Annotated in this window: 15 protein-coding genes; 10 read left to right on the forward strand and 5 right to left on the reverse strand. The window is 62.5% G+C overall.

The features are described 5' to 3' along the window. The first annotated feature begins 46 nt into the window (after positions 1 to 46). The 3 genes from ACIQAL_RS18605 (at position 47) to ACIQAL_RS18615 (ending at position 3,885) form a co-directional block, all read left to right on the forward strand. Positions 47 to 1,213: an LLM class flavin-dependent oxidoreductase gene (locus ACIQAL_RS18605; RefSeq protein ID WP_401148083.1), complete on the forward strand. Its 1,167-nt coding sequence runs from the start codon at positions 47 to 49 to the stop codon at positions 1,211 to 1,213. A gap of 442 nt (positions 1,214 to 1,655) precedes the next feature. Then, entirely contained in the window at positions 1,656 to 2,717 is a 1,062-nt protein-coding gene (locus ACIQAL_RS18610) for an LLM class flavin-dependent oxidoreductase (RefSeq protein WP_401148086.1), read from the forward strand. Then, a complete protein-coding gene (locus ACIQAL_RS18615; RefSeq protein ID WP_401148088.1) occupies positions 2,674 to 3,885 on the forward strand; it encodes a JmjC domain-containing protein in 1,212 nt (403 codons plus the stop codon). The genes ACIQAL_RS18610 and ACIQAL_RS18615 overlap by 44 nt, the downstream gene beginning before the upstream one ends. Before the next feature lie 9 nt (positions 3,886 to 3,894). Here ACIQAL_RS18615 and ACIQAL_RS18620 read toward each other — a convergent pair whose 3' ends face one another. The 4 genes from ACIQAL_RS18620 to ACIQAL_RS18635 all read right to left on the reverse strand — a co-directional run bounded on the left by ACIQAL_RS18620 (position 3,895) and on the right by ACIQAL_RS18635 (position 12,216). Beyond that, entirely contained in the window at positions 3,895 to 5,487 is a 1,593-nt protein-coding gene (locus ACIQAL_RS18620; protein WP_401148090.1) for an ABC transporter substrate-binding protein, read from the reverse strand. Between the two features lie 786 nt (positions 5,488 to 6,273). Then, positions 6,274 to 8,817, reverse strand: coding sequence for a TonB-dependent receptor plug domain-containing protein (locus tag ACIQAL_RS18625; RefSeq protein ID WP_401148092.1), 2,544 nt, complete (start codon positions 8,815 to 8,817; stop codon positions 6,274 to 6,276). Positions 8,818 to 9,347: 530 nt separating this feature from the next. Then, positions 9,348 to 10,577, reverse strand: a complete 1,230-nt coding sequence (locus ACIQAL_RS18630; RefSeq protein ID WP_401148094.1) for an SfnB family sulfur acquisition oxidoreductase — start codon at positions 10,575 to 10,577, stop codon at positions 9,348 to 9,350. 49 nt (positions 10,578 to 10,626) lie between these two features. Then, positions 10,627 to 12,216 (reverse strand): ABC transporter substrate-binding protein, encoded by a 1,590-nt coding sequence (locus tag ACIQAL_RS18635; RefSeq protein WP_401148097.1) that lies wholly within the window; start codon positions 12,214 to 12,216, stop codon positions 10,627 to 10,629. 299 nt (positions 12,217 to 12,515) lie between these two features. Here ACIQAL_RS18635 and ACIQAL_RS18640 point away from each other — a divergent pair, with 299 nt between their 5' ends. The 4 genes from ACIQAL_RS18640 to ACIQAL_RS18655 are packed head-to-tail and all read left to right on the forward strand — an operon-like array spanning position 12,516 to position 17,419. Next, a complete protein-coding gene (locus ACIQAL_RS18640; RefSeq protein ID WP_401148099.1) occupies positions 12,516 to 13,535 on the forward strand; it encodes an ABC transporter permease in 1,020 nt (339 codons plus the stop codon). A gap of 2 nt (positions 13,536 to 13,537) precedes the next feature. After that, on the forward strand, positions 13,538 to 14,551 hold the full coding sequence (locus tag ACIQAL_RS18645; RefSeq protein ID WP_401148102.1) for an ABC transporter permease: 1,014 nt from the start codon (positions 13,538 to 13,540) through the stop codon (positions 14,549 to 14,551). Then, positions 14,548 to 16,338, forward strand: a complete 1,791-nt coding sequence (locus ACIQAL_RS18650) for an ABC transporter ATP-binding protein (RefSeq protein ID WP_401148106.1) — start codon at positions 14,548 to 14,550, stop codon at positions 16,336 to 16,338. Before ACIQAL_RS18645 ends, ACIQAL_RS18650 begins: the two co-directional genes overlap by 4 nt. A gap of 58 nt (positions 16,339 to 16,396) precedes the next feature. Then, positions 16,397 to 17,419 carry an aldo/keto reductase gene (locus tag ACIQAL_RS18655; protein ID WP_401148108.1) on the forward strand — a complete coding sequence of 341 codons (1,023 nt, stop codon included), beginning with the start codon at positions 16,397 to 16,399 and terminating at the stop codon, positions 17,417 to 17,419. Positions 17,420 to 17,969: 550 nt separating this feature from the next. Here ACIQAL_RS18655 and ACIQAL_RS18660 read toward each other — a convergent pair. After that, on the reverse strand, positions 17,970 to 19,196 hold the full coding sequence (locus tag ACIQAL_RS18660; RefSeq protein WP_401148110.1) for an MFS transporter: 1,227 nt from the start codon (positions 19,194 to 19,196) through the stop codon (positions 17,970 to 17,972). A gap of 369 nt (positions 19,197 to 19,565) precedes the next feature. On the opposite strand from ACIQAL_RS18660, the gene ACIQAL_RS18665 reads away from it, so the two are divergent. The 3 genes from ACIQAL_RS18665 to ACIQAL_RS18675 are packed head-to-tail and all read left to right on the forward strand — an operon-like array spanning position 19,566 to position 22,681. Beyond that, on the forward strand, positions 19,566 to 20,558 hold the full coding sequence (locus ACIQAL_RS18665) for an ABC transporter substrate-binding protein (RefSeq protein WP_401148112.1): 993 nt from the start codon (positions 19,566 to 19,568) through the stop codon (positions 20,556 to 20,558). Continuing rightward, positions 20,551 to 22,275, forward strand: coding sequence for an FAD-dependent oxidoreductase (locus tag ACIQAL_RS18670; protein WP_401148115.1), 1,725 nt, complete (start codon positions 20,551 to 20,553; stop codon positions 22,273 to 22,275). The genes ACIQAL_RS18665 and ACIQAL_RS18670 overlap by 8 nt, the downstream gene beginning before the upstream one ends. A 25-nt stretch (positions 22,276 to 22,300) precedes the next feature. After that, the gene (locus ACIQAL_RS18675) at positions 22,301 to 22,681 is read left to right on the forward strand and encodes a 2Fe-2S iron-sulfur cluster-binding protein (RefSeq protein WP_166594396.1); all 381 of its coding nucleotides are present in this window, start codon (positions 22,301 to 22,303) and stop codon (positions 22,679 to 22,681) included. The last annotated feature ends 97 nt before the right edge of the window (positions 22,682 to 22,778 follow it).

The following is a 22,778-nucleotide window of genomic DNA, read 5'->3' on the forward strand; positions in this document are numbered from 1 at the left end:
GGTCCCGTGGCCCGGCCTTTCAATCACCTGGAAAAAGGAAACCGAAATGGCTCAAGCACAGCACAACCCGACATTCGAACGCTCGGCCTTTCCCGCGCCGACCGATTACCCCGACAGCCCCCTCAGCCAGGCGCTCAAACAACCACTGCTGCTGGGCGTGTTCCTCAACATGCAGGACATTCGCCTGACCAATCATCCGACGTCCAACACCTGGACGTTCGACTACAACACGCAAATCGTCCAGCAGGCCGAAGCGCTGGGCTTCGAGCTGGCGTTCAGTCGGACCCAGTGGTTGCCGAAAGGCGGGTATGACGGCGAGGCGTCGCTGGACTCGTTCATTGCCCTCGGTGCGATGGCGGCGGTGACCAAAAGCATCCTGTTGGTCTCGACCATTCACGTGTTGTACGGCCCGTTGCACCCGCTGCACATCGCCAAATACGGCGCGACCCTGGACCACATCGCGAAGGGCCGCTGGGGCATCAACATCGTCACTGGGCACCGTCCGGTGGAGCATGAAATGTTCGGCCGCCGACAGATCGAGCACGACCAGCGTTATCAACTGGCGGGTGAGCTGTTCGACGTGCTGAACACGCTGTGGAGCAGCACCGAAAATTTCACTTACGAAGGCGCGCACGGCTGGAAGATCAAGGACGGTTACATCACGCCGAAGCCGCTGTACGGGCGCCCGGTGCTGGTGACAGCCACGGGGTCGGAGGCGGGGATCGATTTTGCGACGAGTCAGTCGGACCTGATTTTCATCACCAATTCGTCGGGCTCCGGCATTCGCGAAACCCTGGAAGACATCCCGGCCCATGTGCAGAAGATCAAGGCCCGTGCGCGGCAGTTCGGGCGTGAGGTCAGGACCATCATCAACCCGATCATCGTCAGCCGTGACACCGAGGCAGAAACCCGCGACTACCTGGAAGGCATCGTCGGCAACAAAGTCCCCGGCGCGTTCGGCAACCACAAAGCCTACGCCAGCGACGCCCACGCCTGGCGCGGTCGTGCAGACGGCTCTCGCAACACCGGCCTGGGGCTGGGCGGCAACATCGAAATCGTCGGCACACCGGAGCAGGTGGTCGAGCAATTGGTGGCATTGAAAGCGGCGGGAATCGATGGCGTGCAGCTGAACTTCCACGACTTTGCCGTGGACCTAAAACACTTTGGCGAGCGGATTTTGCCGTTGTTGAAAGAGGCGGGGTTGCGGGTGTAACGCGGGCTGCTTCGGGTTTTGACGGCGCGTTAATTGACGGATCAAACCTCGATCCCTGTAGGAGCGATTCATTCGCGAAAAATGGTTCGGCCACTGGAGGTGTGGTGCTTGTACTGGCCTCTTCGCGAATGAATTCGCTCCCACAGGTTCGATAGCGTGCCGATTCAAGCGTCAAGACTCGATCCCATGGGTGCAGCGGCGCACCGGTTGATGCGTCAAACCTCGATCCCCCTGTAGGAGCGAATTCATTCGCGAAGAGGCCCGCACAGACGCCACATTTCTCCCACAGGTTCGATAGCGTGCCGATTCAAGCGTCAAGACTCGATCCCATGGGTGCAGCGGCGCACCGGTTGATGCGTCAAACCTCGATCCCACTGTGGGAGCGAATTCATTCGCGAAGAGGCCCGTACAGACGCCACATTTCTATTATCAGGAGCACACCATGAGCCTCGAATTCATCGGGCATACCAGCAGCCGCAGCGGTGCGGAGGTGATCGAGGCCAGTGGTCCGGTCATCGACAAGGCGTACATCAAACACATGGCCCACACCGCCGAGGCCAACGGGTTTGACCGTCTGTTGATCGGCAGTTTTGCCACCTGGCCGGACAACAACCAGATCGCCGCCTACGTGCTGCACAACACCCAACGGTTGGGCGTGATGCTGGCCCACCGCCCCGGTTTCGTCGCGCCCACGGTGGCTGCACGGCAACTGGCAACGCTGGATCAGTTCAGCGAAGGCCGTCTCGCCGTGCACGTCATCAGCGGGGGCACGGACGTCGATCAACAGCGGGACGGTGATTTCCTTGCTCATGATGAACGCTACGCCCGCACCGCCGAATACCTGAGCGTGGTGAAAAAGGTCTGGCACAGCGACCAGCCGTTCGACCACCAGGGCGACTATTACCGGGTCAAGGGCGCGCTGTCGACCGTCAAACCCTGGCGCGACAGCGGGGTGCCGATCTTCTTCGGCGGCTCGTCCCAGGCCGCGTTCGACGTCGCTGGCCAGCACGCCGAGGTCTACGCGCTGTGGGGCGAATCCTTGGCCCAGACCGCCGAAACCATCGCCAACGTGCGCAAGGCTGCGGCCCGTTATGGCCGTGAGGATCAGATCCAGTTTCTGCTGGCGTTCCGGCCGCTGGTCGCCGACACCGAAGAGGCCGCGTGGGCCCGCAGTCGCGAGTTGCTGGCCGCTGCCAAAGCCAAGTATCCGGCCGCTCCGGTCCTGCACCAGAACGTCGGTTCGCAACGTTTACGCGATGCAGCGGCGCAAGGCGCGGTACTGGATCAGCGGCTGTGGACCGAATTTGCCGCCGTGACCGGTGCCCATGGCAATTCCACGGCGCTGGTCGGGACGCCACAGCAGGTCGCCGACGCGCTGTTGGAATACCACAAGATCGGCGTCAGCAAATTCCTGATCCGGGGATTCGACCCCGTACCGGATACCTTGATTTTCGGACGCGATGTCATTCCGCTGGTTCGTGCTGCTGTCGCCCGTCATGGCTGAGCGCCGCTTGCTGGACCAACTGTTCGGGGAGATAGCCGCGAACTTCGATGGACGCAGCTTCCCCTCCACCGTGCGAGTCGGTCATGGTGATCTCCAGCGGTTGCCCGAGCTATTCCAACAACCCTTCCTGCGCGACGTCGAACAACTGGCCGGCCGCTACCGGGGGCGCCTGTCATTCGGGCGCGGATTACGTTCGCCCAAAACCTTCGACAGCCACGCCAACGCCGGCAGCCTGCTGCAACTGGGCCTGACGGTGTTTTTTCAAGACGTGGCGGGCAGCGTTCCAGGTTCGGCCGCGTTCCTGCGTCAACTTGAAAATGAACTCGGCGTCACACCCGGCAGCGCTCGCTTGAGTGCGTTCGCTTCACCGGGCGACGATGGCGTGTCTTGCCATTACGACGCGGAGGAGGTGATCTCCATCCAGTTGCTCGGCCACAAGACCTTTCACGTCGCGCCAATGACCCAGATCGAACACCCTTACGGCGCGCAATTCGGGCCGGACATGGTGGCCGTGGAAAACCTCTACGAACAGGCGCGTGAAGGTTTCCCAGCCCCCGACGACGCTGCGTTCGTCACCCACGACATGGCCCCCGGCTCGGTGCTGTACCTGCCGCGAGGCACCTGGCACAGAACCGAAGCCCGGGAGCCGTCGCTGTCCCTGAGCATCGTCATTCGCCCGCCGGTGCTGGCCGACGCACTGTTGGGCTGGCTTAAACCGTGGCTGCTGGGCGACTCGCGCTGGCGTGCTCCGGTTTACGGTGACCGGGCCGCCCATGAATCGGCACTGAAGCCGCTGCTGGCCGAATTGGCCCAGCGTCTCAGCGAGGGCGCCGAAACCCCGATCCTCAGCTGGAACGCAGGCCCTTCAGTGGAGAACAGCGAGCTGTTGAATGTCCCGAGTTCGCGCATCTCATGGCAAACCACGGCATCGAACAGAGCGCGCATTGAAGTCCGGGCGCTGGATCAGGACTGGCGTGAACGGGTGACCCTCGACACCGAAATCCCCGTCGCGCTGCTCCCCGTATTGGCTTGGATCAATCAACGCCCAACTGCCTTCAATCTGCGCCAACTGAGCGAACAGTTGCCGAAGATCACGCCGGGCGATCTGCGGCAATTGCTGGAGCTGCTGGTCAAGGCCCATGCCCTGCGGCTACTGGTGCCGCGCTGAACCCACGCGCTAGCCCAGGCGCACCTCGGACAGATTGCCAATGAACCCGCCACCCGTCGAATCGGTAAGGTTCTGCACGTTGCTGCGGGCGAGCAAGGCGTCCTCGGTGGAGATGATCGGAATCCTCGGCAAGTCTTCCAGCACCTTGTTCTGCACCTGGTGGTACAAGTCCCAGCGATGCGTCGGGTCGTTGTCCACTTGGGCCTGTTCCAGCAGGCCATCGACTTCGGCGTTCACGTAGTGGGTCGCGTTGGAATAGGCCACCCCGGACTGAATGTTCTTCGACCAGTAGAACCGTTGCAGGCCGATGGCCGGGTCCGGGGCCGTGGACGCGGGGGACAGGTTGGTGTCGAAGTCGTATCGGCCATACACCCGATCGATGAACTGGGCGTAATCCTGATTGCGAATCTCCAGCTTCACGCCGATTTTCGCGAAGGTGCTGCGCAGGAAGTTGGCCGTCTGCTGATACACGGCGGACGGGCTCGGGTCGTTCTTGATGCGCAGGCGCACCCCGTCTTTGTCTTTCTTCAAACCTGCGGCTTCGAGCAAGGCCTCGGCGCGCTTCAGGTCGAAGGGGTACTGCGGCACGTCGGCGCTGTAGAACTGCGGGAAGTTTTTCGGGATCGGCGAGTCGGCGGTGGTGCCCTGGCCCAGCAGGATGTTCTTGAGGATGAATTCCTTATCGATGGCGTGGGCGAAGGCCTGACGCACCCGCAGGTCCTGGAATTCCGGCCGTTGCAGGTTGAACTCCAGGGCCATGATGCCGGTGCCGCCATACGTGTTCAGGCGATCAACGATGGTCAGGGCAGGGTTGGTTTTCAGGCGCTTGATTTCGCTGTTCGACAGGGTGTCGGCATAGGCCACGTGCACCGCGCCGGTTTCCAGCGCTGCCGACACCGAGGACGGGTCGGCCATGAAGCGATAGACCACCTGATCCAGCAGCGGCTTGCCGGACTGCCAGTACGCGGGGTTGCGTTCAAGGGTCAGGTAGTTGCCGCGCACCCATTCCTTGAACTTGAACGGACCGGTGCCGATCGGCGCGGTGTTGGCCGGGTTGTTGAGGATGTCGGTGCCTTCATAGAGGTGGCGGGGCAACACTTGCGAGTCGCGGGCGTTCAAGGCGCTGAGCAGATAAGGCGTGGGTTTCGACAGGTGCCAGACCGAGGTCAGCGGATCGGGGCTGTCCACGCTTTGCACGTTGGGGAACGCCGAGCGGCCTCGGGAACTGTATTTCTTCCAGACCTGCAGCACGGAAAACGCGACGTCTTCCGACGTGAATGGCTTGCCGTCATGCCACAGCACACCGGGGCGCAACTTGAACGTGACCTGCAAGCCATCCGGGCTGAATGTCCAGCTTTCGGCGAGTTGCGGTTGCGGACCGTTGTCGGGGCTGAGGTACAGCAGGCCGTCGAAAATCTTCGGCGAGATGAGCTGCGTGGCCGGTGCGGTGGTCAGGCCGGTCGTGAGTAAGGTCGGCTCAGGGTTTTGCGCAATGATCAGCGTGCCGCCGGGGCTGTTGCCGAAGGCGAAGCGCTGGCCGAGCAGGCCATAGGCGGCGGTGGAGGCCAGGGAATAGCCGAGGAAGGTGCGGCGGGTGACCATGTGGATGTTCCTTTTTTCTCGGTTGATTAGTAGGTGAGTACATGCCTGCTTCTGCCGAAGGTGTAGGAGTGCCGGGGTGGCGTCCCACCTTGCCTACGATCTGGCGCGAAGCGGCAGCAAGGGCGCACAGCTCGTTGTGTCAGGCACACCGCGTGCACAGGGTTTGCTGTCGCTTCGCAACAGATCGCGAGCAAGCAGCGCTCCCACGGCCTCCGGCCAGAATCAAAAGCCTGACCGGGGTGTATTGAAGCTCCCGGCCAGAATCAAAAGCCTGACCGGGGTGTATTGAAGCTCCCGGCCCGAATCAAAAGCCTGACCGGGGTGTATTGAAGCTCCCGGCCAGAATCAAAAGCCGACCGGGGTGTATTCAAACCTCCGGCCAGAATCAAGAGCTGATGGGTGTCTCATCAACCTTCGAATCAGGATCAAAATTTTTGCTGATGCCGCAATCCTGTTTCTGCCGAAGGCGTGGGAGTGCCGGGGTGGCGTTCCACCTTGCCTACGATCTGGCGCGAAGCGGCAGCAAGGGCGCACAGCTCGTTGTGTCAGGCACACCGCGTGCACAGGTTTGCTGTCGCTTCGCGCCAGATCGCAGGCAAGCCGGCTCCCACGGCCTCCGGCCAGAATCAGAAGCCTGACCGGGGTGTATTCAAACCTCCGGCCAGAATCAAAAGCCGGCCGGGGTGTATTGGAGCTCCCGGCCAGAATCAAAAGCCGACCGAGGCGCCATGAAGGCCAGCAGCCGGAATCAAAACCTGCGCCACAATTTTGGTATCCGGCGATCCCCTACCAGTCATAACTCACCCGCGCGTAGTAGAACCCGCCGCCGATCCCGTACGGCGTGTTGCGGTTGGCGTACGGGTCTTCGTGGTTGATGGTGGAGGCGAGGGTGTCGGGCTGGTTCGGGGGGCGTTTGTTGAACAGGTTGTTGGCGCCGAGCGTGGCCTTGATGTTGTCGGTCACCAGGTAGCTGATGGCGGCATCGGTGATGAACGAATCGCTGGTGGTCGAGTCTTGCGACCGGTTCAGGACGTTGTTCACGGCGCGGGTCTTCGAGTAGTAGTGCTCGGTCAATTGCACCTGAACCTTGCCCAGTTGCCAGTCCAGCGCCGCCCGCACGATGTTCTGCGGCAATGCTTCTTCGAGCAGGGTGATGCGCTCGCGGTCCAGCAGGCTCAGTCCGGCGTTACTCAGCACGGCAGGGTCGTCGACGCTTTTCACCTCGTTCTTGTTGCGCGCATAGGACAACGCCCAATGGGCCCGGCCGTAACGCTCGTAGTCGGCGTCGTAGTCGAGCTTGAACTCGATGCCCCGGGTCTGGGTGTCGCCGAAGTTGGTGAAGTAACGCACCTGCTGCTGGCTGGTCAGCCCGGCACTGGTCAGCGCTTGTGCCACCGCTGCGTTGTTGAACCCGTTGAAGGCCCCCGTGAGGAAGATGCGGTCGCGGATGTCGATCTGGTACACGTCCACCGACGCCGACAGCCGATCGGTCGGGGTGAAGACCAGACCGAAACTGACGTTGGTGGATTTCTCCGGCTTGAGCTTCTTCGCACCCAGTGCCTGAGCGGCCGGTGAGTCCGGGCGCAGGGTGTCGTAGTAGTACGAAATGTACGAGGTGTTGGTGATCGGGTCGTTGACCGGCTGCACCGTCGCGCTCTGGTAGTTCTGCTCCGCGAGTGACGGCGCGCGGAAACCGTTGCTCAAAGTGCCCCGCACCGCGACCTGGTCATTGAACTGGTAGCGGTTGGAAAACTTGCCCGCGACCGCCGAACCGAAGTCCGAGTAATCCTCGTAACGCACCGCCAGCCCGGTGTCCCATTTGTCCGTGAGCTTTTGCGCGAGGTCGACGTAATACGCGGTGTTGTGCCGCGCTTCGTTGAAGGCAAATTGCGGACTGAAACCGGTGAGAAACGCCGAACCGGCGCCGGCCAGCTTGCCCCGCAGGTTCACCGCCGGGTAATCGTTGGGGTAGCGGTAACCGCCGCCCGCGTAGGAGTAATACTCGCCGGGGCCGAGTTCCAGTTGGTCGTAGCGGTATTCGGTGCCGATGGTCACGTTCAGCGGTGCCGCGAACAGTCCGGTGTCAAAAGCCCGTTGGCCGCTCAGCGACAAGATGCTCTCGCTGAAGGTGAGGTCTCCGGCGTGCATGTTCTGCAAGGGCAGCAGCGCGCCGAACGACGGGTTGGTGGTGTTGAGAATGTTGATGTCGGCGCGGTTCTGGCCGTAGCTCACGCCCGCGTCCCAGCGCCAGCCCAGGATGTCCTCGGCCTTGAGGCCCAGGTTGAGTTGCAGGTCTTCTTCCTTGGTTTGCAAACGCGAGCTGTAGCCGCCCGGTGTGGTGATGACGTTCGAGGTGGCGTTGGTTTCGGAGCGGAACGAGCCCTTGGCCTCGGAGGTGCGCGGGGCGTAGGTGGCGAAGGAATACAACTCCAGGTTGTCGTTCAGCGGCAGGCCGAGGTTGTAGGCGAAACTGGTGCTCTCCTGAATCGGCACCACCTCGTAGTTTTCCGGCACGTTGCGATTGGCCGTGGCTTCGCGAGGGTCGTTGGGCGCGGCGTAAATCTGCCAGATCGATTGGCTCGGCTGCTTCCACGGGCCGACGGTGTGGCTGTCACCGGTTTTCAGGTACGACAGGCTGAAGTTGGCGAAACCGCCGTTTTCACCCAGTGCGAACCCGGAGTTCAGGCCACCGGTGTAGGTGGCGCCGGCGTCGCCGAGGTTGCCGACTTTCGACACCTCGTGGTTGTACTCGCCATAGGAGACGTCCGCCGAGCCCCCGGATGACGCGGATTTGAGGATGACGTTGATCACCCCGGCAATCGCGTCCGAACCGTATTGCGCCGCTGCGCCATCGGTGAGCACTTCGACCCGTTCCACGGCCGAAATAGGGATCAGGCCGAGGTCTGCCGCCGACGAACCCAAGGTCGCGCCGCCGCTGTTGTTGATCATCGACGTGCCGTGGCGCCGTTTGCCGTTGACCAGCACCAGCACCTGATTCCCGGACAGCCCGCGCAAAGAGGAGCCGCCCACGTTTTTCGACAGGGCGCCGCCGTTGCTGTTGATGTTGATATAGGACGGCGCCACCTGAGACAGCGCCCGCCGCAGGTCACTGGCCCCGGTGGCGCGCAACGCATCGCCCTTGATCAGCTGCACGGGAGCGAGGGCCTTGAGGGCCGTGGTCTCGACCCTGGAGCCGGTCACGACCACGGTTTCAAGGCGTTCCTTTTCGTATTCGGTTTCAGCGTTGGCGGTATCGAACGGCGCGAGACTGGCGGCGCCGACGGAAAGAACCACGCCAAGGGTATGGCGTCTGGACGGGAGTGAAGACATGGGTATGTGCCTGGTGTTGCTTCTGCATTCTTCGCTGTGTGTGCAGGAGTGAGTCGACGCTGGCCGGTTGGGCCTGGCAGGGTTTTTGGGGTGAAGCGGTGTTCGCTCAGAATCAAAAGCAAGACCGGGTGTATTGAAGCTTCCCGCCAGAATCAAAAGCTGATGGGTGTCTCATCAACCCTCCGATCAGGATCAAAATTTTTGCTGATGCCGCAATGCTGCTTCTGCCCTAAGGGCGTGGGAGTGCCGGGGTGGCGTCCCACCTTGCCTACGATCTGCCGGGCACCGGCAGCAAAACCTAGGTCTTCGATGTGCCTGACACACCGAGGTCGCAGGTCTTGCTGCCGGTGCCCGGCAGATCGCGAGCAAGCAACGCTCCCACGGCCTTCGGCCAGAATCAAAAGCCTACCGGGGTGTATTCAAACCTTCGGCCAGAATCAAAAGCCGGACCGAGGTGCATTCAACCCGCCGGCCAGAATCAAAAGCCTACCGGGGTGTATTCAAACCTTCGGCCAGGATGAAATCCCTATTCACCGCCCCAACAACTGAAACTTCCCGATCAAATTGAATTTCCACGCCACCGGGTCGTGGACGGTGTGGGTGCGGGCGTTGCGCCAGTGGCGGTCGTAGCCGTATTCGAGGCGGGTGGAGCTGGCGCCGCCGAGCTGGAACAGTTTGTTGCTGGCCAGCAAGGCCGCTTCGGTGGTGAGGATTTTCGCGGTGGCCAGCGCCGACGAGACCTGAATCGACGGCCCCGGCCCTTGCTCCGCTGTCACCCGGTCGAACAACGCCGCCGCTTTCTCCAGCACCGCTTCTCCGGCGTGAATCCGCGTGTGCAGGTCGCCGATGATTTCCAGCACATACGGGTCTTCGGCGACGGCGGTGACGCCGGTGCGCGCATAAGGTCGGGCGTGTTCACGCACGTAATCCAGCGTGTCGCGAAACGCTGCCCTCGCGATGCCCAGGTCCAGCGCGCTGTGAAACAGGTCGGGAATGCCGTAGGTGTTGGCGCTGACTTTGCCCTGTTCGGTGTCGAGCACGTGGCTGTGTTCCACGCGGACGTTATCGAGCAGCAACGTACCGCTGGCGGTGGTGCGCTGGCCGAAGCCGTCCCAGTCGTCAATGATGGTCAGGCCCGGTGCGTAGCGGTCCAGCACGGCGGTTTTCGACTGGCCGTTCTCGTCCACGCAGCCCACGGAAATCAGCTGGGAAAACAGCGCCCCGGTGGAATACGCCTTGGACCCGTTGACCCGATAGTGATCGCCTTCCCGGGTGATCTGCGTGCGTGTGGTGCCCGCGGGCAGGCTGCCGCCCTCGGCATGGCCGTTGCCCCAGCGATAGCCCTCCAGAATCTTGCCGAAGAACAACGCCTGCTGCTCCGGACGGCCCACCGCCTCGATCACGCTGCACGCCAGGAGAATGCTCAGCATCAACTGGCCAATGGAGGCGTCGGCCTCGCCGATGATCGCCACCACTTCGGTCAGCGTCCGGTACGACACCTCGGCACCGCCAAATGCCTTGGGCACGCGGATCGCCAACAGCCCGCTGTGGGCGAAATCGTCAAGCTCCTGCCACGGCAACTGGCGCTCGACGTCACGGCGTTGAGCGTTCAACCGGAACACGGCGGCCAGCCGTTCAGCCGTCTCCACCGCTTCGCGTTCACCGCGAATGACATGGGCCGGGCGGGCAGGCGCGGTGACCTTAAGCGCTGAGGCTGAAGGGTCCGACGAGGCGTGCCGGGCAAACGATGTGTCGGTCATGAGAGGGGTGTCCTGTTCCTGAAGGGCGTCGGTGAATCTGGCGACTGCATCACGCCTGATAACGGGCGTCGGCGAAATTGCCGTACAGCGCTTCCGAAGAGTTGAAGAAATCCTTGAGCTGTTTTTGGGTGACCACCACCACCGTCGGCGACACCAGCGGAATCTTCGGCAAATCCGTGAGCACGATCTGTTGAAACTCGGCGTACAGCGCTTTGCGCTTAACGGGATCGACCTCGCCTTGGCCCTGTGCAAGCAATTCATCGACCCGGGGATTGGCGTAACGCGCGCCGTTGGAGAAGGCGATGCCGGGCTTGAAGTTCGACGATTGATAAAAGCGCTGGGTGCCCATCACCGGATCGGGACCGGCGGTGGCGCTGATCAGCGTGGTGTCGAAGTCGCGGCGGGTGTACACGCGGTTCACGTATTCGGGGAAGTCTTGGGAGCGGATCACCAGCTTGACGCCGATCTTCGCCAGGTTACTGCGCAGGTAATGGGCGATCTGCAGGGTTTCATTGGCCGGGTTGGGGTCGTTGTAGACGGTCAGTCGCACGCCGTCAGCGCCTTTCTTCAACCCGGCCTCTTCGAGCAGGGCTTCGGCTTTGGCCAGGTCGAAGGGGTAACGCGGCACGGTGTCGTCGTAAAAATCGCTCATGCTCGACGGAATCGCGCTGTACGCCGACTTGGCAAAACCGAAGTAGATGTTCTTGACGATGAAATCCCGGTCCACCGCATGGGCGAAGGCCTGACGCACGCGGACGTCCTGAAACACCGGCTTTTCCAGGTTGAACTCGAAACCCACCAGCCCCGGCGAATACGGCGCGCTGATCTCGCTGACTTGCAACTGCGGCACGTTGCGCAGGCGCTTGACGTTGCTCAGGGCCACCGACGCCAGCTGCACGGCCTGGGTTTCCAGCGCGGCGGACGCGGCAGTGAGGTCGGGAATGATGCGGAAAATCAGGCTGTCCAGATGCGGCTTGCCGCTGTCCCAATAGTGTTCGTTCTTCACCAGGTTGATCGACACGCCACGGTCCCAGCGCTCGAACTTGAACGGGCCGGTGCCGATGGGCTTGATGTTGTACGGGTTGGTCAGCGGATTGCCGGTGGCGTACAGGTGCTTGGGCAACACCTGCGCATCGGTGGATGACAGCGCGCTGAGCAGATACGGCGCGGGGGTGGAGAGGGTGATCACCACCTGCAACGGCGTCGGCGTTTCGACCTTGCTCACCGGCGCGAAGGTGGTGATGCCCCGGGAATTGAATTTGCGCCAGATGTTCTGCAGGGAAAACGCCACGTCATCGGCGCTGAACGGCTGGCCGTCATGCCAGGTGACTCCGGCCCGCAGGTTGAAGGTGTAAACCAACCCGTCGGCGCTGACGTGCCAGTCGGTGGCCAGTCGCGGTACCGGTTGACGCTGGTTGTCGTAGGACAGCAGGCCATCGAACAGTTTGCTGGTGACCGTATAAATGGTGCCGTCGGTGGTCAGCGCGTTGGTCAGGACGGTGGGCTCGGGGAATTGCGAGACCACCAGCGTCTGCGTGCCGTCGGTTGCGGCGAACAGCCCCGAGGCGTGACTGGACAGCCCGGCAGCGGCCGCCAGAATCGTGGAATGTTTGATGAACGTTCTTCTGCTCAACGACATGCTGCACCTTCAATGACGCGGACGAGAGAAACGCGCGCACTCATGATCTGGCCTGCGCGGCGATCTAATTAAGAAGTAAGGGAGGCGATATTCTGTTGGGCGTCAGAATCGAACCGCGAGACTAACGGACTTATTCCAGCGGACACAAGTGCCGGTCTTATAACTTTAAATTCAGACTTCATGCCGCGTGGCTTTATAAGTTTAGAACTTTTTATGCGGTGTTCGCGCCGACGAATTACTGTATTAGTGTTCGCCGTTGAAACAGTCCTCGCTCAATTCGATTGTTTATAGAGAACTCGATGTCGCTCCGAACTTTCTACTCGCGTTTAACCCAGCGGCTGCATTCAGGCTTTCGCAGTTCACTGTTTCGTGCCGTGCCGACCGCCCTTGGCGTGATCGTCCTCAACTTCATTCTGTTGCAGATGGTGCCCGGCGACGCCGTCGACGCCTTGACCGCCGAAGCAGGCTCGGCAACCGCTGAAACCAGCGCCTTGCTGCGGCAGCAATACGGCCTCGACAAATCTTCGCTGGCGCAATTTGGCGACTACGTGAATCAACTGGCCCACCTCAGCCTCGGCGACTCGCCCCGGTACGGCATTCCGGTGCTGGACGTGATCAGCCAACGCCTGCCCAACACCCTGTTGCTGATGGGGCTGGCGCTGGCGATTTCCTTGGTGGTCGGCGTCACCCTCGGGGTGATCATGGCGCTGTGGCAGGGCAAATGGCCGGACCGCGTGCTGTCGTCGCTGGCGTTCGTGCTGTATTCGACGCCCGGTTTCTGGATCGGCCTGATGGCCATCGTGCTGTTCGCGGTCAAGCTGGAATGGCTGCCCAGTGGCGGCGACGGGACCATCGGCGCCGGACTGACCGGCGTCGATAAATTCGTCGACAAATTGCAGTACGCGATCTTGCCCGCACTGACGCTGTCCAGCTTCTTCATCGCGATTTATGCCCGGCTGACCCGCGCCTCGGTGCTGGAAGTCCTGACCCACGATTACGTGCGCACCGCCCACGCCAAGGGCCTGACGGCGTGGCACATCACCTGGCGCCATGTACTGCGCAACGCCTTGCTCCCCTTGACTACCGTGGCCGGGACGCATTTGGGCGGCTTGCTCGGCGGGGCCGCCGTGGCAGAGACCGTGTTCGGCTGGCCGGGCATCGGGCGCCTGACCCTCGAAGCGGTGCAGGCCCGTGAATACAAGGTGTTGCTCGGCATTCTGCTGCTGTCGTCGTTTATCGTCATCGTCGCCAACCTGCTGGTGGACCTGCTGCACAAACGGCTCGATCCCCGGATATCTCCGCGAAAAGGGGGGCGTTGAGCATGACCCTGGAAACCTCTGCACCCATCAGCCGTCCACGGCCCACGCCGGTCAACCTGCCGGACAGTTCCTGGCGGCAGCAACTGGGCAGTTCGCTGCTCGGGCGTTTCGCCGCCACCGGAAAAACCCTGGAGGATCAGCCGGACGACCCTTCCTCTGAGTTTCACGCCCACGACCGCTGGCCCGTGCTCCGTGCCCTGTTGCGCTCACCGGGCGCCGTCGTTGGCATCGGCGTGTTGCTGCTGATCGTGCTCGTGGCGTTGGCAGCGGGGCACTTGTACCCCGGCGACCCGCTGGACATGGCGGGTCAACCGCTGTTGGCGCCGGGCGAAGACTGGGCATTCCCACTGGGCACCGATGCCCTCGGGCGCGACATCGCCGCGGGCCTCGCCCACGGGGCACGGGTCTCACTGTTGGTCGGCATCACGGCGGCGCTGGTCAGCGTGGTGATCGGCACCCTGATCGGCGCGCTGGCCGGGTACTTCGGCGGGCGTATTGACCGGGCCCTGACCTGGCTGATCGAGCTGTTCCAGACCACGCCGTCGTTCCTGCTGGTCGTGGTGGTGGTCTCGATCACCCAGTCCACGGTGGGCGTGATCGCCGTGGTGATTGGTCTGATGTCCTGGGACACCGTCGCCCGACTGGTGCGTGCGGAATTTCGTGCACTGCTCAACGCCGATTTCGTGCTGGCGGCGCGGACTGTGGGCTACAGCACCCGGTGGATCATCTTTCGTGAAGTCCTGCCCAATGCCTTGCCGCCGATCATCATCACCGCCTCGGTGATTGTGGCGTCGGCGATTCTCACCGAGTCGTCGCTGTCGTTCCTCGGCGTCGGTGACCCCAACCTCATCAGCTGGGGCAGCATGATCGGCAGTGGCCGCGACATGCTGCGCAGCGCGCTTTACCTGACCGCGATCCCCGGCGCCGTGCTGGTGGTCACCGTGTTTAGCCTGAATCTGGTGGGTGACGCCCTGATCAGCGCATTGAATCCAAGACTGCGTGGGAGAACGGCATGAACGCTGTAGCCAATATCGACGACTCGGGTCAGCCGTTGCTCAGCGTGAGCGATCTGCGGGTCAATTACGGCGAATACCAGGCGGTCAAAGGCGTGAGCTTCACGGTGGCGCGGGGCGAAACCCTGGCGCTGGTGGGCGAATCCGGGTGCGGCAAGTCCACCACGGCCATGGCGATCATGCGCCTGCTGGGCGGGCGTGCCGGGATCACCGGCAACGTCGATTTCGACGGTCAGAACCTGTCCACCGTCAGCGACCCGGTGATGCGCAGCCTGCGGGGCAACGACATTTCCATGGTGTTTCAGGACCCCATGACGTCGCTGAACCCGGTGCTGAGCGTCGGGGAGCAGATCGGCGAGGTGCTGCGGCGCCATCGTGGCCTGTCGCGCAAGGACGCCCGCGACGAAGCCCTGAAACTGCTGAAAAAAGTGCGCATCCCCAACGCCGAAGCGCGGCTCGACGATTTCCCGCACAACCTGTCCGGCGGTCAGCGGCAGCGGGTGATGATCGCCATTGCCGTAGCCTGCAACCCGCGTTTGTTGATTGCGGACGAGCCGACCACCGCGCTGGACGTCACGGTGCAGGCGCACATCCTGCAATTGCTCAAGGAGTTGAGCGAGGAATACGCCATGGGACTGCTGCTGATCACCCACGACCTGGGCGTGGTCGGGCAGTGGGCGGACCGGGTGGCGGTGATGTACGACGGGCTGATCGTCGAGTCCGGGACCACCGAGGCCATCTTCACCGCGCCGCAACACGCCTACACGAAAGGGCTGCTGGGCGCGTCGTTGCGGCTGGACACGGATGCCCATTACGCCACCGCGTCGTTGCCGGAAATCAACGTGCGCAAGCACAACAGCGGGGTCATCGAGTTCGATTTGCACAGCCATTCCCGCTATTTCACAGCGCGGGATGCCAGCACGGGTGCCCTCGAACAACCGATCCTTGACGTTCGCCATTTGCGCACCGAGTACAAGACCAGTCAGGGCACGGTCACGGCGGTGGATGATGTGAGTTTCCAGATTCGGCCCGGCGAAACCTTGGGGCTGGTGGGGGAATCCGGCTGTGGGAAGTCCACCCTGAGCAAGACGATTCTTGGGCTAATCAAGGCCCGTTCGGGGGAGATCCTGCTGAACGGGACGGATATCGCCGGTTTTGACGAAAAACAGCTGCGTGGCCATCGCCCGTTCGTGCAAATGGTGTTTCAGGACCCCTATGGCTCGCTGAACCCCAAGCACAGCGTCTACCGCATCCTCGACGGCGTGCTGAAAAACCACGGGGTGAAGAGCGCGCAAAGCCGCAGCCAGCAGATCTTCGAGATCATCCACCGTGTCGGCCTGCCTCAATCGGCGGTGTGGAAGTATCCCCATGAATTTTCCGGCGGGCAGCGCCAGCGCATCGGCGTGGCGCGGGCCCTGATCCTGCGGCCGTCGCTGGTGATCCTCGACGAAGCGGTGTCGTCGCTGGACGTCTCGGTGCGGGCGCAGATCCTCAACCTGCTGGCGGACCTGAAACAGGAATTCGGGCTTTCCTACCTGTTCATTTCCCATGATCTGTCGGTGGTCAAGTACATGGCCGACCGGGTGCTGGTGATGCACGACGGCAAGATCGTCGAAGAGGGCGCCCACGACGGCATCTGGAAAAACGCCCGCCATGATTACACCCGCAAGCTCATTGGCTCCGTCCCTGTACCGCGTTACGCGCTGGCGGACGATGAGTCGGTGCCCTATGCGGATTCGGCCTGGCAGGAACTGCCGGTGGCCATGCTGCTGTCGCGCTTCGCGGTCTAGCGGCGACGTTTCCACGCATTTGCTACACACACGATGAAAGACCATTGAGGGAGAAAACATGAGCGCTATCGAATACCGCAATCTGGGTCGCAACGGCATCAAGGTGTCGCCTATCACCCTGGGCACCATGATGTTCGGCGGCCAGACCGACGACAGCGTGGCCAAGCGGATCGTCGACAAGGCCTATGAGCAGGGCATCAACTTCATCGACACGGCCAACGGCTACAACGGTGGCGCATCCGAGGAAGTGGTCGGGCGCCTGATCGCCGACCGTCGCTCGCAGTGGGTGCTGTCGACCAAGTTCGTCAACCCGAACCCCGGCGCCATTGGCCCGAACGACCGTGGCGCGTCCCGTCACAACGTCATTCAGTCGGTGGACGCCAGCCTCAAACGCCTGAACACCGATTACATCGACCTGTTCTACCTGCACCGCGAAGACCACACGACGCCGGTGGAAGAGACCGTGCGGGCGCTGTCCGACCTGATTCGTGCGGGCAAGATTCGTTCTTACGGGCTGTCGAACCACCGGGGCTGGAAACTCGCCGAGTTCAGCCGTGCGGCGGATCTGCTGGGGGTCGAGCGTCCGGCGGCGAGCCAGCCGTTGTACAACCTGGCCAACCGTCAGATTGAAAACGAGCATTTGCCTGCGGCCGAGTATTACGGGATTGGCGTGGTGTCCTACAGCCCGCTGGCCCGTGGCGTACTGACCGCGAAGTACGATCCTACGCAGCCGCCGTCCGAAGGCACCCGCGCAGGCCGCAACGACAAGCGCCTGCAACAAACCGAATGGCGTCCGGAGTCGCTGAACCTGGCGCAACGGGTCAAGGACCACGCCCAGTCGCGGGGCATCACGCCGGGCCAGTTCGCCTTGGCCTGGGTGCTGAACAACCGGCTCATCACGTCCGCCATCGCCGGGCCGCGCACCGAGGAGCAATGGAACGACTATGTGCCCGCGCTGAACTATGCGTTCACGGCGGAAGACGAAGCGTTCATCGACGACCTGGTCATCACCGGCCATTCGTCGACACCGGGCTACAACGACCCGAGCCACCCGTTTGCGGGGCGTAAGTCGCGGGTTTGAGTCTTCATCCTGCGCGAAAGGCGAGCGGCGTCGAACATTGACGCTTCTGCCGAGCGCGTGGGAGCTGGCTTGCCTGCGATCTGTTGCGAAGCGACAGCCATCCCTGTGCACGCGGTGTGCCTGACATAAGGGGCTGGCTGACTTTGCTGCCGCTGCGGTCGGGCGCGACCTCGGGCAGATCGCAGGCAAGCCAGCTCCACGCCGTGGGCAGAAGCAGATCGTAAGCGCAGCCAGTCCCTACGCCTTTCGGCGGAAGCAGATCGATGTACACAAACGCCGCTTTTGATTCTGGCCGCAGGCCGTGGGAGTTGGCTTGCCTACGATCTGCCGCGCAGCGGCAGTGAAATCAGACACCTCGGTGGCGTCGGACAAAACGCGTGCACCGGGTTTGCTGCCGCTGCGGTCGGCCGCGACCTCGGGCAGATCGCAGGCAAGCCAGCTCCACGCCGTGGGCAGAAGCAGATCGTAAGCGCAGTAGAACGCCACCCCGGCACTGCCACGCCCTGCAACTTGAAATAACAGCCCTGATGCTGACGGCTGCTGATCATTTTTACGATTGCGCCGTCAAATCCCACCCACGCCACGGCCGCTGCACCAACAACACACCCGCCAGCGTCACGGCCACCAGCCCCCAGACGGCGATGGTGGTGGTCACGCCCCATCGATCCGCGAGAAACCCGCCAATCAGCGTCGCTACGGGCTGCAGGCCGAAGCCGATGATGCTGAACAACCCCATCAGACGTCCGCGCATGGCCGGAGGAGAGAGGATCTGGACCATGCTGGTGCAGGTCACCATCGCCTGTGACGTTGCCAACCCGAACATGAACAACGCGATCAACTGCAACGCCAGCCATTGACCCAATGCGCTGACGACCAGCCAGCCGCCCATCCACACCAGCGTGAGCGACAACGTCAGCCCCATGCGTTTGATATGGCTGATGACCGGCGACAGAAAGAACGCATACACCAGCGACCCGGACGCCGCCGCTGCCAGCAACAGGCCTGTACGCCGGGGATCGCCGTGGGCCACGGCGGGCAACAGGGCCAGGGTGCCCAGGCCGAACATCGTCAGCGTCGCGCAGCAGATGTAAAGGTTGCGCAGGGTCAGTGTGTCGCGGATGTGCGCCAGTGCCTCGGTCAGCGAAGCGGACGCCTGTCCGTGACGCCGCTCCTGATTCACGCCGCGCAACGAGATCAGCGAGAAAATCACCACCCAGTACGACAAACCGTTGGCCCAGAACGCTGCCGACATCCCCACCTGCGCCACCAGATACCCCGCCAGCGTGGGGCCCACCGTCCGGCACACGTTAAGAATCATCGAGTTGATGCTGATCAGCTTGCGGATGTTGTCCATCCCCGCCAGGTCAAACAGAAACGCCTGCTGGGTCGGGAAATACACGGAGTTCACACAGCCCATGAGAAAGGCGAACACGTAGATATGCGCCAATTGCACGTGCTCGGCCTGAATCATCGCGGCGATGGCGAACGTCAGCGCGATCTCCAGCAGATGGCAACCGATGAGCAGTTTGCGCCGGTCGTAGCGGTCGGCGAGGCCGCCGGTGAACAGGCTGAACGCCAGAATCGGCACGCTTGAACACAACGCGCTGACGCCAAGGGCAAACGCCTGTCCGCCGGACAACTGATAGACCAACAGCGCCATCGCCGTCTGTTGCAGCCAGATGCCGATCATTGAGACAGACTGGCCCGACAGATAAACCCGTGTATGCGCCGTGCGCAAAGGCGTGAAGTTATTCAACCACAACGAAAGGGCAGACATCGGCATTAACCATCCGGTCAGTAATAAGGAAGTGGGTTGTTCAATGACTGTTGTTGATTCAACAGTGCTGTTGCTCAGGCAACACTGAACTAACGTGAGCAACTTAAAAATGCTCGACAGACTGATGAGTGTGTCAATGACTGTCAATCAATCCCCGGTCATAAACTCAGAACGTAACGGTCTATCTGCTGTTATTTAGTTTGCATTACACTCGCTGCACCTCGCACGAGGCCACTATAGACAACCGCGTTGTTTCTATTAAATGTCGTGCGACCACGTCCGCCATTGATGAAGTTTCCCGTTGCAGTGTCGTTGGATTGCGAACAACGCCTGCGAATGCCCAAACCCATTCCGTTAATGGCCGATCTCATGACCGATCTGAACCTGTGGTACACCCGTTGCCCCACCCCGACGCCCCTCGGCCTTGCCGTGAAACTGGGCTATCTGGAATCCGCGCTGGCGCAGCATTCGGTGGGCATCCAGTCGCTGCAAAGCTCGACGGATGAAAAAGTCCGCGCCAGCCATTTCGATCACTCCCAGCCATGGTCCTTCCGCCAGGGCGGCAACATTCCCCCGATTCACGCCCGCGCCGGTGGCCGAGACACCCGATTGGTCGGCATCACCTGGATCGACGAATTTCAGGCGGTCATCACGCTGCCGTCATCGGGCATCACCGACGCTTCGCAACTGGTGGGCAAACGCGTCGGTCTGCCACGCCAGCCACCGGGGATCATCGACTTTCAGCGGGCGACTGCGCTCAAGGGCGTGCTCTCGACCCTCGAAGTCGCAGGCATCCCGCGCAAGGACGTGCTTTTTGTCGACGTCGCGACGCAGACCCCGCAATTCGGCCAGGCCACCGTGGGCTATCCGCCCGAGCTGAAACGCCGCCTGCCGTACGCGGCGGAATTCACACAACTGATCAAAGGCCACATCGACGCGTTTTTCGTCAAAGGCGCGGAAGGCCTGAGCGTGGCCCATCAGTTCGGCGCAGTGATCCTCAGTGAAACCGGCAGCCACCGCGACGCGGCGATTCGCATCAATAACGGTACGCCCCGGCTGCTGACCGTTGACGGCACCTTGGCTCAAGAGCGCCCGGATCTGGTTGAAGCGTTATTGCAATCTGTGCACCGTGCGGGTGAATGGGCAGCGCAGAACCCCGACCTGACCCAGCGCTTCGTGGCCCAGGAAATCGGCGTGTCCGAGGAAGCGGTGCAAGGCGCATTTGGCCCGGACCTGCACCTTAAATTCACCACCCACCTCGACCCGTCGGGTGTGGAAGCGATTCAGTCGTTCAAGCATTTCCTGTTGCGCGAAGGCTTCATCGAACAGGACTTCTCGGTTGAGGACTGGCTGCATGTCTGAGTCGCCCTCTGTCTGGGACGTCATCGTGTTGGGCGGCGGGGCAGCCGGTCTGGTCGCGGCGTTTCATGCGCGTCAGGCCGGGGCGTCGGTGCTGGTGGTGAACAAGGGGCTGGTCGGTCGCAGCGGGGCGACGATCACCTCGGGCGGCGGCGTGTCCATTGCGGGGGAGAGCTTGCGTGCCTTGGGCCTCGACGCCGATGCCAGCGACACCGAAGAGCGCTTTCTGCACGACACCATCACGGCGGGGTCCTGGCTCAACGACCAGCAGCTGGTGGAAAGTATGGTCACCGGCGTGGGCGAGGAGGTCGGCCGGCTGGTGGATTGGGGCATCAAGTTCACCATCAACCGGCGTGCGCCCGGTCACAGCAGCGGGCGCGGGATTCACATCAGCGGCGTGGACATGCAGCGCGCGTTGACGCGCATCGCGGTTCAAGCGGGGGTGAGTTTTCGCGAGGACTTTCAATCGACGCAACTGCTGCAACGCCAGGGCGAGGTGGTCGGCGTGCTGGGCCTGGACCGTCGCACCGGTTCGGTGGACAGCATTTTCGGCCACGCCACGGTGATCGCCACGGGTGGCGCCACTTCGAACTGGAGCTTGCGCACCGCGCCAGAAGAGCTGTCCGGAGAAGGACAGCGCATGGCGGTGGAAGCGGGCGCGACCCTGATCGACATGGAAATGACCCAGTTCTTGCCCTGCTGCCTGGCCGCCCCGGCGATCTGGCGCGGTTTGCAGTTTCCGTGGATTCTCGGCCCGCAAAGCGGCGTCCATGCCTGGTTGATGAACCGCTTCGGCGAACGCTTCATGGCCCGGTGGGACCCGGCCCGGATGGAGCTGGCGACCCGCGACATGGTGTCGGCCGCCTGCGCCACGGAAGTCTACGAAGGGCGCGGCAGTCCCAACGGTGGCGTGTACTTGTCATGGAAACACCTGCCCAACGACATCATCGACAACTTCCCGTTGAACGCCCGCAACATCAGCGCCGATTGGCAGTGGGAAGGCTTCGACATGACGCCGTTGGTGGAACGGATCAAGCAGGGCTACGCCATCGAAGTCGCCCCCGCCGCGCACTTTTCCCTCGGCGGCGTGCGCGTCGACAAAGGCGCCAACACCGGCGTGCCGGGGCTGTTCGCCTGCGGTGAAGCCACCGGCGCGATGCACGGTGCCAATCGGCTGTCTGGCAACGCGGGCGCGCAAGTGTTGGTGCAGGGCAGGGTGGCCGGGGTCGCGGCGGCCCGTGATGCACGGGATCGCCGTGCCCGAGACCGCCACGCGGAAAACGTGGGCAGCGCTTACGCCACGACGCTCGCGCCATTCGAACGGGACAGCGGTGTCACGCCGTTCGAACTCAAGGAGCAATTGTCGCAACTGGCCGAAACGGCGCTCGGGCCGGTGCGCACTGCCGAGTCGATTGCCAAGGCCCAGGCCACGTTGGCAGACCTGAAGGACAACGCCCTGCCGCAGTTGGCCTGCCGCACCCGGGATTCGATGTGGAACCGCGACTGGAGCGACGCGCTGGAATGTCAGGCGGCGTTTTCAGTGCTGGACGCCGCGTTGCTCGGTGCCGCCGGACGTACCCACTCCATCGGCGCACACCAGCGTCACGACCACAAAGGCGCTTATGCCGGGCCGCTGAGCCACTCGCTCATCCGTTACGACGGTCAGTCACTCGTGCGTGACACCAGCCCCGTGGTCTTTCCGTTTCTGGCGCGGCCATGAACCTTTTCGTTATCGGGAGCCTTGCATGCTCATGCACCTGACGCTGTTTCGTGACGGCGAGCTTCGCCAGCTGGACATTCAACTGCCGCCACCTGCCGGTCTGGGGTTGGGCATTGATCGCTGGGAGGGCGCGTCGGTCAGTACCGCGCTGCAATACGCACAACGTGTGTTCGAACCCAACCTCGGTTATTCGCTGTCCTGCCGTCGTGGGCTGTGCAAGCTCTGCGCGATGCGCATCGACGGCGAGGTCAAGCTGGCGTGCACCGTGCCTTTGCACGACGGGATTCGCATCGAACCGGCCAAGCCGAAACTGGCGCTGCACGACACCGTGGTCGAGCTGAGTCTGGTGCGGGAGAAGCCCCAGCGGATCAAGGCGGTGCAAGTGGCCGCCGACGTCATGCCATGAATCGAAAGACCTCAACAACCACCTGACTGCCTGTCGGGATTGCCTTTATCCAACGTCAAGCGTCCCGCGTTAAGCGAACTTATTCAGGAGTCTGATC

The organism is Pseudomonas sp. NPDC088368, from assembly GCF_044753445.1.
GTDB classification, from domain to species: Bacteria; Pseudomonadota; Gammaproteobacteria; order Pseudomonadales; family Pseudomonadaceae; genus Aquipseudomonas; species Aquipseudomonas bambusae.

Excerpts from the sequence above, each read along its gene's own strand:
- ACIQAL_RS18605 (WP_401148083.1), top strand. The coding sequence starts at position 47 with ATGGCTCAAGCACAGCACAACCCGACATTCGAACGCTCGGCCTTTCCC.
- ACIQAL_RS18610 (WP_401148086.1), top strand. The coding sequence starts at position 1,656 with ATGAGCCTCGAATTCATCGGGCATACCAGCAGCCGCAGCGGTGCGGAG.
- ACIQAL_RS18645 (WP_401148102.1), top strand. The coding sequence starts at position 13,538 with ATGACCCTGGAAACCTCTGCACCCATCAGCCGTCCACGGCCCACGCCG.
- ACIQAL_RS18640 (WP_401148099.1), top strand. The coding sequence starts at position 12,516 with ATGTCGCTCCGAACTTTCTACTCGCGTTTAACCCAGCGGCTGCATTCA.
- ACIQAL_RS18660 (WP_401148110.1), bottom strand. The coding sequence starts at position 19,196 with ATGTCTGCCCTTTCGTTGTGGTTGAATAACTTCACGCCTTTGCGCACG.
- ACIQAL_RS18670 (WP_401148115.1), top strand. The coding sequence starts at position 20,551 with ATGTCTGAGTCGCCCTCTGTCTGGGACGTCATCGTGTTGGGCGGCGGG.
- ACIQAL_RS18625 (WP_401148092.1), bottom strand. The coding sequence starts at position 8,817 with ATGTCTTCACTCCCGTCCAGACGCCATACCCTTGGCGTGGTTCTTTCC.
- ACIQAL_RS18655 (WP_401148108.1), top strand. The coding sequence starts at position 16,397 with ATGAGCGCTATCGAATACCGCAATCTGGGTCGCAACGGCATCAAGGTG.
- ACIQAL_RS18650 (WP_401148106.1), top strand. The coding sequence starts at position 14,548 with ATGAACGCTGTAGCCAATATCGACGACTCGGGTCAGCCGTTGCTCAGC.
- ACIQAL_RS18615 (WP_401148088.1), top strand. The coding sequence starts at position 2,674 with ATGTCATTCCGCTGGTTCGTGCTGCTGTCGCCCGTCATGGCTGAGCGC.
- ACIQAL_RS18635 (WP_401148097.1), bottom strand. The coding sequence starts at position 12,216 with ATGTCGTTGAGCAGAAGAACGTTCATCAAACATTCCACGATTCTGGCG.
- ACIQAL_RS18630 (WP_401148094.1), bottom strand. The coding sequence starts at position 10,577 with ATGACCGACACATCGTTTGCCCGGCACGCCTCGTCGGACCCTTCAGCC.
- ACIQAL_RS18620 (WP_401148090.1), bottom strand. The coding sequence starts at position 5,487 with ATGGTCACCCGCCGCACCTTCCTCGGCTATTCCCTGGCCTCCACCGCC.
- ACIQAL_RS18665 (WP_401148112.1), top strand. The coding sequence starts at position 19,566 with ATGACCGATCTGAACCTGTGGTACACCCGTTGCCCCACCCCGACGCCC.
- ACIQAL_RS18675 (WP_166594396.1), top strand. The coding sequence starts at position 22,301 with ATGCTCATGCACCTGACGCTGTTTCGTGACGGCGAGCTTCGCCAGCTG.